This is a genomic window from Streptomyces sp. NPDC005648 (assembly GCF_040605395.1).
In the GTDB taxonomy this organism is placed as follows: Bacteria; Actinomycetota; Actinomycetes; order Streptomycetales; family Streptomycetaceae; genus Streptomyces.
Window position 1 is genome coordinate 1 of record NZ_JBEXCS010000017.1, and the last position, 12,568, is coordinate 12,568.

Sequence of the window (12,568 nt, forward strand, 5' to 3'; positions counted from 1 at the left end):
ACGGTGACCTCCACGTCGTCGTCGGAGTTCTCGGAGATCTGCAGCGCCTGCTCGACCGCGTACTCGTCCAGCTCGGAGAGCAGACCGTCCACGTCGTCCCGGTCGACGGTCAGGTCATCGGCGAAGTGCCGGTCGCCAGTGGCGTCGGGCACGTACTTCACAGTGACAACGATCCTCAAGCTCACGCCGGCTCTCCTACTGCATCGTCATTTCGGTGCTGCCTACCTTCAGGCAGCATAGGCGCCTCAAGCGGCCGATCCCGATCGGGGCGGCCCGCGCTCCGAGCGAAATATTACTCACCAGTACACCCAGTGGGTTCCCGCTAAGCAAGCGCTTTGAACTGTGACCTTTGCAACGCAGCGTAATCGGAACTCGACCGCTTCGCAGGGCGAGCCGTGGACGATCAGTCACGCAGACCGTTGAACCGGCCCTGGTGGTAGAGGAGCGGGCTGCCGGGGCCGGAGGGGTCGCCGAGGACGACCTCGGCCAAGACGATGCGATGGTCCCCGGCGGGCACCCGCCCGACGATCCGGCACACCAGCCAGGCGAGGACGTCGTCGAGGACGGGGACCCCCTCGGGCCCCTCGGACCAGGCGGTGGGCGAGCCGAAGCGGTCGGCGCCGCTCCTGGCGAAGGTCGCGGCCAGCTCCTGCTGGTGGTCGCCGAGGAGATGGACGCCGATGTGCTCGGTCTCCGATATCGCGGGCCAGCTGGAGGCTCCGAGGCTGATGCCGAAGGAGAGGAGCGGGGGCTCGGCGGAGACGGAGGTGAGGGAGGTGGCGGTGAAGCCGACCGGGCCGGCGTCACCCCGCGCGGTGATCACGGCGACTCCCGCGGCATGCCGGCGGAACACGGAGCGGAGGAGGTCGGGCGAGGCGAGCTGAGGGGAACGGGTGCCGAGGTCGGGCGTGGCCGTCATGGAATTGTCCTTCTGCGAGGAGGGGCGAGCGGAGTCGTGGCTGCTCAACAGCTCGGACAGCGCGCGCTCGCGTTACGGGCCAGGTCGACGTGCGGCCGCCCGTACAGAAGGAGTTCCCGTGGCATACGGTCAGGCTGACGATAGGTGGTGCGCCCAGTCAAGTACGTTCCGACATATGGGAGATGCCTCACCGTCAGGCTCACAGCCGTCAAACCGCCTCTCCCAGGGCGGCGATGACATCGGCCTTGCGCGGCTGGCCGGTGGCGCGCCGGACGACCCGGCCGTCGGCGTCCAGGACCAGCACGGTGGGGGTCTTGAGGATGTCGAGCTCCCGTACGAGTTCCAGGCGGTCCTCGGCGTCGATCTCGACGTGGGTCACACCGGGGACCAGGCCGGCGACCTCGCCGAGGATTCTGCGGGTGGCCCGGCAGGGCGCGCAGAAGGCGCTGGAGAACTGCACGAGGGTGGCGCGCTCGCCCAGCTCCTCGCCCAACTCGGCCACGCCGAGCCGCTTTCCGTCGTCGCGCCCACGCACGCGTACCCTCCCGTTCCGCCGCCGGTGAAGCACTCCGTAGGCGCTCGCCGCCGCGAGCACCACCACGCACACCACAAGTCCGGTCATCCACTGCTCCAGCGTTCACAAGACTGCAAAGATTCCCGATGTCCTGAATCGTTTCCGCTGCGGAATGCTTGATTCATGGACATCGATGTGAGGGGCCCGCGCTTCGGGGCGGCCGTGACGACCCTGGTGCTGGCCCTGGTACTGATCACCGGCAGTGCCTGGCTGCTGGCCTGGCAGACGCTGGCGTTCGCACTGGGCGCGGCGGGCGGGGTGGGCCGGTCGCCGTACGGCTGGCTGTTCCGGAAGATCGTACGGCCCCGGATCGGCCCGCCGACCGAGTTCGAGTCGCCTCAGCCGCCGCGGTTCGCGCAGGCGGTGGGGCTCGTCTTCGCCGGGGTGGGTCTCGTCGGTTTCACACTCGGACCTGATGTGCTCGGCCTCGCCGCGACCGGGCTGGCGCTCGCGGCGGCGTTCCTCAATGCCACGTTCGGGTACTGCCTGGGCTGCGAGATGTATCTGCTGATGCGGCGGGTGACGGTGCGCACCGAGTAAAGACCGATTAAAAGCACGAGGTGGATCAACGCCGCCTACGTGACGAGGATCTCCGCCGTTCACAGGAACTCGGACTGGCTCCCCGGCCGTTCTTCGGGCACGATCTGCGAGATGCCGTAAACCTACGGCTGCGTAACTTCCCGCCAGGAGACCCGTTCCCAGGCAGAGAGAAGGGTCCACCCCGTCCATGGCTGAGCTTGTCTACCGTCCCGTCGTCGGTCTCGCCCAAACGTTGTTCAAGGTGTGGGACCTCAAGATCGACTGCAAGGGATCGGAGAACATTCCGCGCTCGGGCGGCGCCGTGCTGGTGAGCAATCACATCAGCTACCTGGACTTCGTCTTCGACGGCCTGGCGGCCCTTCCGCAGAAACGTCTCGTTCGTTTCATGGCGAAGGAGTCGGTGTTCCGGCACAGGATCTCCGGCCCCCTGATGCGCGGAATGAAGCACATTCCGGTGGACCGCAAGAACGGCGAGGCGGCGTACCAGCACGCACTGGACTCGCTGCGTTCGGGTGAGATCGTGGGCGTCTTCCCCGAGGCCACGATCTCGCAGTCGTTCACGCTGAAGAGCTTCAAGTCGGGTGCCGCGCGCATGGCCCAGGAGGCCGGGGTGCCACTGATCCCGATGGCCCTGTGGGGCACCCAGCGCCTCTGGACCAAGGGCCACCCCCGCAACTTCAAGCGCAGCCACACCCCGATCACGATCCGCGTCGGCGAGCCGGTCGAAGCACCCCAGGACCAGTACGCGGGCGCCATCACCCGCCGCCTGCGCGAACGAGTCCAGGAACTCCTGGAAGCCGCCCAGCGCGCCTACCCGGTCCGCCCGAAGGACGCCGACGACACCTGGTGGATGCCGGCACATCTGGGCGGGACGGCACCGACTCCGGAAGAGGTCAAGGCAGCGGACTCCCGCTGAAGCGGGAACGGGCGGCGGATTCCGCCCGGTTGGGATGAACCCCTTCACAGCGCGTCGGGCAGCCTCTCCCACAAGCCGCTTCGGTCCGGAGCCGACTTCAGGGCGTCGAGGACGGCTGGATGGGGCTTGGCGTACAGGGCCGGGTAGTCCCTCTCGCCGGACTCCCGGTCGGGGATCCAGGCCAGTCGCTCGCCGTCCAGGGAGAACTGGGCGTTCACGCCCGGCTTGTTGCCGCGTGGGTCCTGACGGTGCCAGGCGCCGTTGAAGCGGACGGCGACCAGACCGTGGACGGCGTGGCCCCCGCCGTCGTCGTGGGCGAGCCGTTGGTAGCACAGGGCCGTGGGGATGTCCTCGGCGCGCAGCAGGGCCGCGAGGGCGTGGGCCTTGGCGTGGCAGATGCCGGTGCCCCGTCCGAGGACGTCGGAGGCGCGCCAGGTGACACGCGGGTCGCCCGAGTCCTGGGAGTGCGGGATGGCGTCCCGTACGAACTCAAAGGCCAGGCGCGCATAGGCATACGAGTCTTCGGCATCCTTGGCCAGGTGTGCGGCCGTCTCGCGCACCAGCTCGTGATGGTGGTCCACGGCCTCGTCAGCGGCCAGATAAGCGGACAGGTCAGGGGTGTTCTGGATGAGCTCCATGCCCGCAGAGCATAGAAAAGCGATCACCCGTCGGTCAATGACTTTACAGGTGACCGCATATCTATGCATGACGCGTCAGCGCGCCATCTCCTCCTTCAGCGCCGCCACGAACGCGTCCACGTCCTCCTCGGTCGTGTCGAAGGCGCACATCCAGCGCACGACACCCGCGGCCTCGTCCCAGAAGTAGAACCGGAACCGCTTCTGCAGGCGTTCGCTCACGTCGTGCGGGAGCCTGGCGAAGACACCGTTGGCCTGGACGGGGTGGAGAATCTCCACGCCGTGCACCGCGCGGACCCCCTCGGCCAGGCGCTGGGCCATCTCGTTCGCGTGGCGGGCGTTGCGCAGCCACAGGTCCTTCGCCAGCAGCGCCTCCAACTGCACCGAGACGAAGCGCATCTTGGAGGCGAGCTGCATCGACAGCTTGCGCAGATGCTTCATATGGCTGACGGCGTCCTGGTCGATCACGACGACCGCCTCGCCGAACAGCGCGCCGTTCTTCGTCCCGCCGAGGGAGAGGATGTCGACGCCGACCGCGTTGGTGAACGTCCGCATCGGGACGTCCAAGGACGCGGCCGCGTTGGCTATGCGGGAGCCGTCCAGGTGGACCTTCATGCCGTGCGCGTGCGCGTGCTCGCAGATCGCGCGGATCTCGTCCGGCGTGTAGAGCGTGCCGAGTTCCGTGCTCTGGGTGATCGAGACGACCTGCGGCATCGCCCGGTGCTCGTCGTCCCAGCCGTACGCCTGCCGGTCGATCAGGTCGGGTGTGAGCTTGCCGTCGGGGGTCGGGACCGTGAGGAGTTTCAGGCCCCCCATGCGCTCGGGCGCGCCGCCCTCGTCGACGTTGATGTGCGCGCTCTCGGCGCAGATCACCGCGCCCCAGCGGTCGGTGACCGCCTGGAGCGCGACGACGTTGGCACCGGTGCCGTTGAAGACCGGGAACGCCTCCGCCGTGGAGCCGAAGTGGCTGCGGATGATCCGCTGGAGGTTGTCCGTGTACTCGTCCTCGCCGTACGCGACCTGGTGCCCGCCGTTGGCCAGGGCCAGGGCGGCGAGCACCTCCGGGTGCGCCCCCGCGTAGTTGTCGCTGGCGAAGCCGCGGATGTCCGGGTCGTGGTGGCGCCGGGCGTCGGTCTTCGGGGGGTTCACGGCTTCTCGGTCAGCCACAGACGCTTTCCGTTCACTTCGGCGGCGGGCTTGCTCCAGACGTCGGCGATGGCCTCCGCGAGGTCCTCGACGTCGGTGAAGCCCGCGAACTTCGCGTTGGGGCGCTCGGCGCGCATCGCCTCGTGCACCAATGCCTTCACCACCAGGATCGCAGCCGCGGAGGTCGGCCCTTCGGCGCCCCCCGCCTTGCGGAAGGCGTCTGCCAGCGCGAGCGTCCAGGCCTCGGCGGCGGCCTTGGCGGCGGCGTACGAGGCGTTTCCCGCGGTGGGGTTCGTGGCGCCGGCCGCGCTGATCAGGACGTACCGGCCGCGGTCGCTGCGCTGGAGCCCGTCGAAGAAGGCCAGCGAGGTGTGCTGGACCGTGCGGATCAGCAGCAGCTCCAGGAAGTCCCAGTCGTCCAGGCTGGTCTTGATGAAGGTCTCGCTGCCGCGCCAGCCGCCGACGAGGTGGACCAGGCCGTCGACACGGCCGAAGTCCTTCTCGATGTGGGTGGCCCAGTCCCGGGTGGAATCCAGGTCCAGCAGATCGACGGGCTCCCCGGTGACGGTGGCGCCGCCCGAGGCGTAACGCGCGGCGTCCACGGCCTCCGCGAGCCGCTCGGGGTCGTTGTCCGCGCCGACGACGGTCGCGCCGGCCTCCGCCAGTCGCAGCAGCGCCGCCCGCCCGGCGGGTCCGCCCGCGCCGGCCACCGCGATCACCGCACCGCTGAGAGCTCCGTTCCCCGCCATGTTCTTCGCCTCCTGAGCTTGCTGAGCAGTGTTCTCGGTGCCGCGGTCGTTCACGCGGCGACCTGCTCGGCGCTCTCCCGGGTGATGCCACGGGTCGCGGCGATCACGCCCTTGAGCTTCTTGGAGAGGGCCTCATAGAACATGCTCAGCGGAAACTCGTCCGGAAGCACGTCATCGACGAGTTTCCGCGGCGGCTGGCTCAGGTCAAGGGCGTCGGGACCCTTGGCCCAGCGGGAGCCCGGGTGCGGGGCGAGGTAGCGCGAGACCAGGTCGTACGCGGCGAACCAGTGGACCAGCTTGGGCCGGTCGATGCCCGCCCGGTAGAGGTCCTCGATCTCGGCGCACAGCTGGTTGGTCACCTGCGGGGCCCGCTGCCAGTCGATGTGCAGCTTGTTGTCGGTCCAGCGGACCACGTCGTGCTTGTGCAGGTAGGCGAAGAGCAGCTGACCGCCGAGACCGTCGTAGTTGCGCACCCGCTCACCGGTGACCGGGAAGCGGAACATCCGGTCGAACAGGACCGCGTACTGCACGTCACGGGCCTGCGGGACGCCGTCGGCCTCCAGCTTCACGGCCTCCTTGAAGGCGGTCAGGTCGCAGCGCAGCTCCTCCAGGCCGTACATCCAGAACGGCTGGCGCTGCTTGATCATGAACGGGTCGAAGGGCAGGTCGCCATGGCTGTGGGTGCGGTCGTGGACCATGTCCCACAGGACGAAGGCCTCCTCGCAGCGCTTCTGGTCGTGGACCATCGCGGCGATGTCCTCGGGCAGGTCGAGGCCCAGGATGTCGACGGCCGCGTCGGTGACCCGGCGGAAGCGGGCGGCCTCGCGGTCGCAGAAGATACCGCCCCAGGAGAATCGTTCCGGCGCCTCGCGCACCGCGATGGTCTCCGGGAAGAGGACCGCGGAGTTGGTGTCGTAGCCGCTGGTGAAGTCCTCGAACGTGATGCCGCAGAACAGCGGGTTGTCGTAGCGGGTGCGCTCCAGCTCGGCCAGCCAGTCGGGCCAGACCATGCGCAGCACGACCGCCTCGAAGTTGCGGTCGGGGTTGCCGTTCTGTGTGTACATCGGGAAGACGACCAGGTGCTGGAGGCCGTCCGCGCGGCCCGCGGCCGGCTGGAAGGCCAGCAGCGAGTCCAGGAAGTCGGGCACCTTGAAGCCGTCGACGATCCAGCGGTCCAGGTCCTTGGCCAGGGCCTCGTGGTAGGCCCGGTCGTGCGGGAGCAGCGGGGAGAGCTCCTCGACGGCGTCCATGACACGCCGTACGGCGGCCTCGGCCTCGGCGCGCCCGGGCGCACCCTCGACCGAGAAGTCGATCGACCCGTCCTTGGACTGCCATGGCCGGATCCGTTCCACCGCATCCTTGAGCACCGGCCACGCCGGGTGCTCGACCACCCTGGTCGCGGGAGGAACCTGCTCCCCCGATGCCGCCTGCACAAGAATTTCCGTCATGTCCCATCCTCCACGGGAGAACCTCGCGTAAGGAGACCGTATACATACAAGCTTTCTCCCAGCAAGACCGGCCTCGGGAAATTATCCTGCCCCCTCGCATCGACACCGAATTTTTTCCTGCCAGAAACCATGGAGGCCGCCACTCCGGGTATACATGCGCCTCCGTCGGGTACCAGCCATCGGTCAATGTCCCCAGGACTCGCCCACGCCCGGGTGAGCGCTCCGGGCGCCATGTGCCGGACACGCCCCACACGCCACGCCGATGCCCCGTGTACGCACGGGTTCATCGCAGGGCGGGGCCGTTAGGCTGCGGCTCTGCCCGCGCGAACCGTCCGCTCCGGTCCGCGCGCGCTCCGAGCCGCCGTCGACGGAAGCGAGTTGAATCTTGAACTTCCTTACCATCGGTCATCGCGGAGTCATGGGTACCGAACCCGAGAACACCCTCCGTTCCTTCGTCGCCGCCCAGCAGGCCGGCCTCGATGTCATCGAACTCGATCTGCATCTGAGCAAGGACGGCGCCCTCGTCGTCATGCACGACACGGACGTGGACCGCACGACCGACGGAACCGGCCCGATCGCCGAGAAGACCCTCGCCGAACTGCGCGCCCTGGACGCGGGCCGCGGGGAGCGGGTGCCGGTCTTCGAGGAGGTCCTGGAGGCGGTGAGGACACCGCTGCAGGCCGAGATCAAGGACGTACAGGCGGCGCGGGCGCTGGCCGAGGTGATGCTCGGGCGCGACCTCGTCTCCCGGGTGGAGGTGTCCTCGTTCCACGACGAGGCGGTCGCCGAGATCGGCCGTCTGGTGCCCGGCGTACGCACCGCACTGATCGGCAGCCGGTACGGCACCGACATCGTCGAGCGCGCGGTCGACGCCGGGGCCAGGACGCTGTGCCTCAACATCCGCCGTCTCACCCTGGAGATCGTCGAACAGGCCCGCAAGGCCGATCTGCGGGTCATCGGCTGGGTGGTGAACACCCAGGACCATCTGCGGCTCGTACGGTCCCTGCAGCTGGACGGCGCGACCACCGACTACCCGGAGATCAAGCGCACCGCCCGCTTCACGGCGTGACGATCAGCCGAGCTCCTTGACCAGCAGCTCGAACTGCAGGTCGTCGCGCTGCGGGATGCCGAAGCGCTCGTCGCCGTACGGGAAGGGGGTCATCCTCCCCGTACGGCGGTAGCCGCGGCGCTCGTACCAGGCGATGAGGTCGTCGCGTACGGAGATCACGGTCATGTGCATCTCGTCGACGCCCCAGGCCTCGCGCGCCATGCGCTCCGCCTCCGCGATGATCACCTTGCCGAGGCCGCCGCCCTGGAGCGCGGGGCTCACGGCGAACATCCCGAAGTAGGCGTGGGTGCCCCGGTGTTCCAGCTGGCAGCAGGCGACCACGCGGCCCTCCCGCTCGACCGTCAGCAGCCGGGCGTCCGGAGACTTGATGACGGCGAGCACACCCTCGGGGTCCGTGCGCTGCCCCTCCAGGATGTCCGCCTCGGTGGTCCACCCGGTCCGGCTGGAGTCCCCGCGGTACGCCGACTCGATGAGCGCGACCAGGGCGTCCACGTCCGCGTCGGTGGCGTCGCGGAAGGTCAGTCCTGCGGTGGCGGCGGTGTCCATGGGTGTGGCTCTCCGATCTCTGGCGCGGCGCGGGCACCGTTGAGAGTATCGCCGGCACTAGGCTCCGGGTGCATGGTGCACGTTCTCAGCGGCCGAATCCTGCTCCGCCCCTCCGATCCCGACAGGTCGAGGCGCTTCTACGGTGAGCAGCTGGGCCTCGCTGTCCACCGCGAGTTCGGCACGGGCCCCGAGCGCGGCACCGTCTACTTCCTCGGCGGCGGCTTCCTGGAGCTCTCGGGCCGCTCCGAGACGGCCGCGTCCCCGGAGGTGCGGCTGTGGCTCCAGGTCGAGGACGTGGCGGCGGCGCACGAGGAGCTGCGCGGGGCCGGGGTCGAGATCGCGCGCCCACCGGTGAAGGAGCCCTGGGGTCTGATCGAGATGTGGATCGCAGATCCGGACGAGACGCGGATCGTGCTGGTGGAGGTGCCGGCGGACCATCCGATCCGGTACCGCCCGGGGATCTGACCGGCGCGGGGCTCCGCCGGATGGCCGGGGCCCCGGCCCGGGCTTAGCGTGCTGGAGGGGGCTGCCTCGGCTCTGTCCTGGAGGAGCGCCATGAAGCTCGACAAGCCCGTCCTCGGCGGACCCTGCTGGACCGAGCTGGGGACCGACGACCTCGAAGGTGCCAAGGGGTTCTACGGAGAGCTGTTCGGCTGGCGTGCCGAGACGGACCCACGCCAGGAGGCGGGCGGGTACACGGTCGCGCACCTCGGTGACGCGGCGGTCGCCGCGCTGGCGCCGCTGTACCAGGAGACACAGCCCGTGGCGTGGAACGTGTCGTTCGCGGTCGCCGACGCGGACACGGCCGCGCGGGAGCTGACGGCGGCCGGCGGGACGGTGCTGCTGGGGCCGATGGACGTGTTCGACGTGGGCCGTTTCGCGGTGGCGGTCGATCCGGCCGGCGCGGTCTTCCAGCTCTGGCAGGCCCGGGCCTTCCCGGGCGCCGGCGTCTTCAACGCGCCCGGCTCCCTGGGCTGGGTGGAGCTGCTGACCCGGGCCCCGGAACGGGCCGTCGAGTTCTACACGACGGTCTTCGGCTGGAGCGTCGCCTCCTCGGCCCACTACACGCGGTGGGGCATCGACGGCGCCGACTTCGGCGGCATGGTGCGGATGGACGAGAAGTTCCCGCACGAGGTGCCGCCGCACTGGCTGCCGTACTTCGCGGTGGCGGACGTGGACGCGTCCGCGGCCCGGGCGGCCGAGGCGTCCGGCACGGTCCTCATGGAGGCGACGTCCGTGCCGGACGGGCCGCGTATCGCCGTGCTGCGGGACCCGCGGGGGGCGGTGTTCGGGGTGTACGCGGCGGGGCAGGAGGGCTGACCCGCTCCTCAGGAATCCTGTGCCGGCGCGGTCAGCGGTGTCACCGTGACCCGGTCGACGACCGGGGCGTACGCCGAGCGCTGGCCGTACGGGTTGCGGGTGGCGCCGTCGAAGTCGGGCAGTTCGTCGGCGCTGAAGGTGACCGTGTTGGTGCCCTCGTCGAGGGTGACGGGGACGGAGAGGTCCCAGAAGTTGCCGAAGTGGAAGGTGGTCGGGAACAGGACGCGCCGCGGGGCCGCCCCGTTGACGGAGATGTCGGCGTGCCGGCAGAGGGGGTCCGGGTTGTAGTGGGTGGAGGGGGCCTGTTCGCCGTTGGAGTAGCGGATCGTCAGCGCGTGCCGTCCGGCGCGCCGCGCCGTCACCGTGAGGGTGAGGGTGTTGGCGGGGCCGCGACCGATGCCGTCGACCGCCTTGCCGCCGGTGGCGTACGGGTGTCCGGTCACCTTGGCCGTACCGGTCGTGGTGCCCTGCTCGGCGGGCGTGACCGATGTCGGCAGCAGTCCGCGGGACGGGCCGACGGCCAGCCGGTCCAGCACCAGGCGGGGCGAACTCCCGGTCACGGTCACCTTGTTGATGCCGCCGGCCAGGAAGAGCGGGACGGGGCCGCGTTCCACCGGCCCTGTCTGCTCGCCGTTGACCGTGAGCAGGCCTTCCCCGGGGCCGAGCAGGTCGACGGTCACCGTCGCCTCCCCGTCCCGGTCCGCGTGCACCCAGAAGGTGGCGGTGGCGCCGCGCGGCAGGACGGCGGTGCCGGGGCCGGAGGCGCCGGGGGTGCCGTAGTCGGGCCGCGCTCCCCCGGCCAGGGCCGCGAACTCGGCGTCGTACAGGTCGGGTCGGCGGTCGTCGCGCAGGGCGAGGTCCAGCTTGTCGATGACGGCGTCGCCCTTGGTCACGCCGAGGTCGGGGCCCTGGGCGGCGAGAGTGATCCGGTGCGGGCCCGCGGTGAGCGCCGCCCGGACGTCGGTGTGGCCCCACACGGCCCACTTGTAGCCGAGCGGCAGCAGCAGTTCGCGGGCGTCCTCGCCGTCGATGCGCAGGAAGACGTTGGTGGGGCCCGACTCCCGTACCAGGTCGGCCTGGTTGTGGGAGTTGGCGAAGATCCGGATGTCGTACGTCCCGTCCTGCGGGACCTCGACGTCGAAGGCGAGGACGCCGTCGGAGCCGGTGCGCAGCCCGCCCACGTGATAGCCGCCGGAGGTGGCGAACCTGTCGACGGCGGACGGGGAGCCCTCGGGGCCGTTCTTCGAGTAGCCGGTGCCGGTGTACGTCGCGTCCTCGGCTTCGTAGGTGGCACGCCAACTCACCGACGGCGGGAGGCATGTGGCGCCGTTGCCGCCGGGTGCGAGGAGCAGCTGGTAGGCGGACATCTCGTCGAGGTCGGTCAGCGGCAGGACCACCCGGCCGTCCACGACCGGAAGTTCGATGTCCCGCAGCCGCAACGGCTCGGCGGAGGAGCCCAGTTGGCCGGTCCAGGGGATCTCCCGCAGTCGCAGATGCACCCGCGTGCCGAAGACCTGCGGCTGCACGCCCTCGAAGACCAGGTCCGCCGAACCGCCCGCGCCGCCGAACAGCACCCGCGCCTGCCGCTTCTCGCGGTCGAGCGTGGCGACGCCCTGGAGCGTGTACTGCGCGTTGGGGTGCGGGGCGGTGACCCGGACGGTGGTGCCGGACAGCTGGCCGTAGGCGTTGAACAGCCACCACTGGCCGTTGCCCTTGTTCGCCTCCACGGCCGAGTCGTTGAGGTTGCCGGCGATGTTCCAGTACGCCATGTCCGCGTCGACCTTGGACTCCTCGATGGCGGCGATCCACTGGATCATCTGCCCGGGGACGGAGAGGTGGTAGTTGTGGGCGTACTCGTTCAGGTTGACGGGGAGCGGTCCGATGCCCAACTCCGCCTCCATCGCACGGTACTTGGCGACGTTGGTCCGCACCTCGTCCGGTGACGACAGCTCGTGCCAGGTGATCACGTCGGGCAGGACGTCGTGCTCCTTGGCGTACTCCAGGAAGCCGCGCACCTCGGGGTAGAGGACGCAGGTGTTGGGTCCGGCGATGCGGGCACCGGGGTCGATCTCCCGGATCAGGTGGTGGGCGGCCCTCCAGGCGGCGAAGAACGGGCCGGGTTCGGTGTGCCAGGAGACACCGTCGTAGCTCCACTCACCCGTCCCGAACATGTTGCCCTCGGGTTCGTTGAACGGGACGTACACCACATGGGACTTGAGCGCGCCCAGCGTCCGCACCTGCTCGACCTGGCGGCCGAGACGCTCCAGATAGGTGGCGAGCTTCTCCTCGCCGGTGGCGCCCGGCCATTCGTAGGGGAAGCCGCGGTGCAGGTCGGGAAAGTAGATGTACACGTCCTTGCCGCCCGCCGCGACGAAGGACGGCAGGATCTCCAGGGCGTCGGCGCCGGGGTGCTGGACGCCGTCCTGGGCCTTGGTGGTGACCGTGCGGACGTACATGCCCTCGACGACGGCACGGCTGGGTACGCCGTCGCCGTAGACGCCGTAGAGGGTGCCGCTGGCGCCGCCGTGGAAGGGGCCGGTTTCCGTACCCAGGTCGACGGTGAGCGTCTCGGCCTTCACGGGCACCTCTTTCGTTCGGTATGTCGTACATTGGCCGATGATCCGAACCGGCCTGGTCGAACCTAAGGAGCGCCGGGGGGCCGCGTCAACGGGCGCCCGGCCATCGGCGACTTCCGAGAGGCGCCAT

The 12,568-nt window shown here is 69.8% G+C and carries 13 protein-coding genes and 1 pseudogene; 5 read left to right on the forward strand and 9 right to left on the reverse strand.

Annotation, left to right across the window (positions count from 1 at the left end):
- From ABZT17_RS12635 to ABZT17_RS12645, 3 genes and pseudogenes are all read right to left on the reverse strand, one after another.
- Nucleotides 1-185 (reverse strand): annotated as a pseudogene (locus tag ABZT17_RS12635) (electron transfer flavoprotein subunit beta); the annotation flags it as partial.
- A 218-nt stretch (nt 186-403) separates the two neighbouring features.
- On the reverse strand, nt 404-919 hold the full coding sequence (locus ABZT17_RS12640) for a flavin reductase family protein (protein WP_356347334.1): 516 nt from the start codon (nt 917-919) through the stop codon (nt 404-406).
- A gap of 208 nt (nt 920-1,127) precedes the next feature.
- Nucleotides 1,128-1,541 carry a thioredoxin family protein gene (locus ABZT17_RS12645; RefSeq protein ID WP_356347336.1) on the reverse strand — a complete coding sequence of 138 codons (414 nt, stop codon included), beginning with the start codon at nt 1,539-1,541 and terminating at the stop codon, nt 1,128-1,130.
- 75 nt (nt 1,542-1,616) lie between these two features.
- Here ABZT17_RS12645 and ABZT17_RS12650 point away from each other — a divergent pair, with 75 nt between their 5' ends.
- A complete protein-coding gene (locus ABZT17_RS12650; RefSeq protein WP_356347339.1) occupies nt 1,617-2,033 on the forward strand; it encodes a DUF4395 domain-containing protein in 417 nt (138 codons plus the stop codon).
- A 187-nt stretch (nt 2,034-2,220) separates the two neighbouring features.
- A complete protein-coding gene (locus tag ABZT17_RS12655; RefSeq protein ID WP_356347342.1) occupies nt 2,221-2,949 on the forward strand; it encodes a lysophospholipid acyltransferase family protein in 729 nt (242 codons plus the stop codon).
- Between the two features lie 44 nt (nt 2,950-2,993).
- On the opposite strand, the gene ABZT17_RS12660 is transcribed toward ABZT17_RS12655, so the two are convergent.
- From ABZT17_RS12660 to ABZT17_RS12675, 4 genes are all read right to left on the reverse strand, one after another.
- Entirely contained in the window at nt 2,994-3,587 is a 594-nt protein-coding gene (locus ABZT17_RS12660; RefSeq protein WP_356347344.1) for a transglutaminase domain-containing protein, read from the reverse strand.
- A 75-nt stretch (nt 3,588-3,662) separates the two neighbouring features.
- On the reverse strand, nt 3,663-4,733 hold the full coding sequence (locus ABZT17_RS12665) for a low specificity L-threonine aldolase (protein WP_356347346.1): 1,071 nt from the start codon (nt 4,731-4,733) through the stop codon (nt 3,663-3,665).
- A complete protein-coding gene (locus tag ABZT17_RS12670) occupies nt 4,730-5,479 on the reverse strand; it encodes an SDR family oxidoreductase (protein ID WP_356347349.1) in 750 nt (249 codons plus the stop codon). Before ABZT17_RS12670 ends, ABZT17_RS12665 begins: the two co-directional genes overlap by 4 nt.
- Nucleotides 5,480-5,529: 50 nt before the next feature.
- Complete coding sequence (locus ABZT17_RS12675; RefSeq protein WP_356347352.1) at nt 5,530-6,927, reverse strand: DUF6421 family protein; 1,398 nt, start codon at nt 6,925-6,927, stop codon at nt 5,530-5,532.
- Between the two features lie 385 nt (nt 6,928-7,312).
- On the opposite strand from ABZT17_RS12675, the gene ABZT17_RS12680 reads away from it, so the two are divergent.
- A complete protein-coding gene (locus tag ABZT17_RS12680) occupies nt 7,313-7,996 on the forward strand; it encodes a glycerophosphodiester phosphodiesterase family protein (protein WP_356347356.1) in 684 nt (227 codons plus the stop codon).
- A 3-nt stretch (nt 7,997-7,999) separates the two neighbouring features.
- Here the strand turns inward: ABZT17_RS12680 and ABZT17_RS12685 are convergent, their stop codons facing one another.
- A complete protein-coding gene (locus ABZT17_RS12685) occupies nt 8,000-8,542 on the reverse strand; it encodes a GNAT family N-acetyltransferase (protein ID WP_356347358.1) in 543 nt (180 codons plus the stop codon).
- 72 nt (nt 8,543-8,614) lie between these two features.
- On the opposite strand from ABZT17_RS12685, the gene ABZT17_RS12690 reads away from it, so the two are divergent.
- On the forward strand, nt 8,615-9,007 hold the full coding sequence (locus ABZT17_RS12690; RefSeq protein WP_356347361.1) for a VOC family protein: 393 nt from the start codon (nt 8,615-8,617) through the stop codon (nt 9,005-9,007).
- 90 nt (nt 9,008-9,097) lie between these two features.
- Nucleotides 9,098-9,862: a VOC family protein gene (locus ABZT17_RS12695; RefSeq protein ID WP_356347363.1), complete on the forward strand. Its 765-nt coding sequence runs from the start codon at nt 9,098-9,100 to the stop codon at nt 9,860-9,862.
- An 8-nt stretch (nt 9,863-9,870) separates the two neighbouring features.
- Here the strand turns inward: ABZT17_RS12695 and ABZT17_RS12700 are convergent, their stop codons facing one another.
- Nucleotides 9,871-12,441, reverse strand: a complete 2,571-nt coding sequence (locus tag ABZT17_RS12700; protein WP_356347366.1) for a cellulosome protein — start codon at nt 12,439-12,441, stop codon at nt 9,871-9,873.
- Nucleotides 12,442-12,568 lie beyond the last annotated feature (127 nt).

What these genes read in the sequence shown, in the direction of transcription:
- ABZT17_RS12640 (WP_356347334.1), bottom strand. Translation starts at nt 919, where the DNA reads ATGACGGCCACGCCCGACCTCGGCACCCGTTCCCCTCAGCTCGCCTCG.
- ABZT17_RS12645 (WP_356347336.1), bottom strand. Translation starts at nt 1,541, where the DNA reads ATGACCGGACTTGTGGTGTGCGTGGTGGTGCTCGCGGCGGCGAGCGCC.
- ABZT17_RS12650 (WP_356347339.1), top strand. Translation starts at nt 1,617, where the DNA reads ATGGACATCGATGTGAGGGGCCCGCGCTTCGGGGCGGCCGTGACGACC.
- ABZT17_RS12655 (WP_356347342.1), top strand. Translation starts at nt 2,221, where the DNA reads ATGGCTGAGCTTGTCTACCGTCCCGTCGTCGGTCTCGCCCAAACGTTG.
- ABZT17_RS12660 (WP_356347344.1), bottom strand. Translation starts at nt 3,587, where the DNA reads ATGGAGCTCATCCAGAACACCCCTGACCTGTCCGCTTATCTGGCCGCT.
- ABZT17_RS12670 (WP_356347349.1), bottom strand. Translation starts at nt 5,479, where the DNA reads ATGGCGGGGAACGGAGCTCTCAGCGGTGCGGTGATCGCGGTGGCCGGC.
- ABZT17_RS12675 (WP_356347352.1), bottom strand. Translation starts at nt 6,927, where the DNA reads ATGACGGAAATTCTTGTGCAGGCGGCATCGGGGGAGCAGGTTCCTCCC.
- ABZT17_RS12685 (WP_356347358.1), bottom strand. Translation starts at nt 8,542, where the DNA reads ATGGACACCGCCGCCACCGCAGGACTGACCTTCCGCGACGCCACCGAC.
- ABZT17_RS12690 (WP_356347361.1), top strand. Translation starts at nt 8,615, where the DNA reads ATGGTGCACGTTCTCAGCGGCCGAATCCTGCTCCGCCCCTCCGATCCC.
- ABZT17_RS12695 (WP_356347363.1), top strand. Translation starts at nt 9,098, where the DNA reads ATGAAGCTCGACAAGCCCGTCCTCGGCGGACCCTGCTGGACCGAGCTG.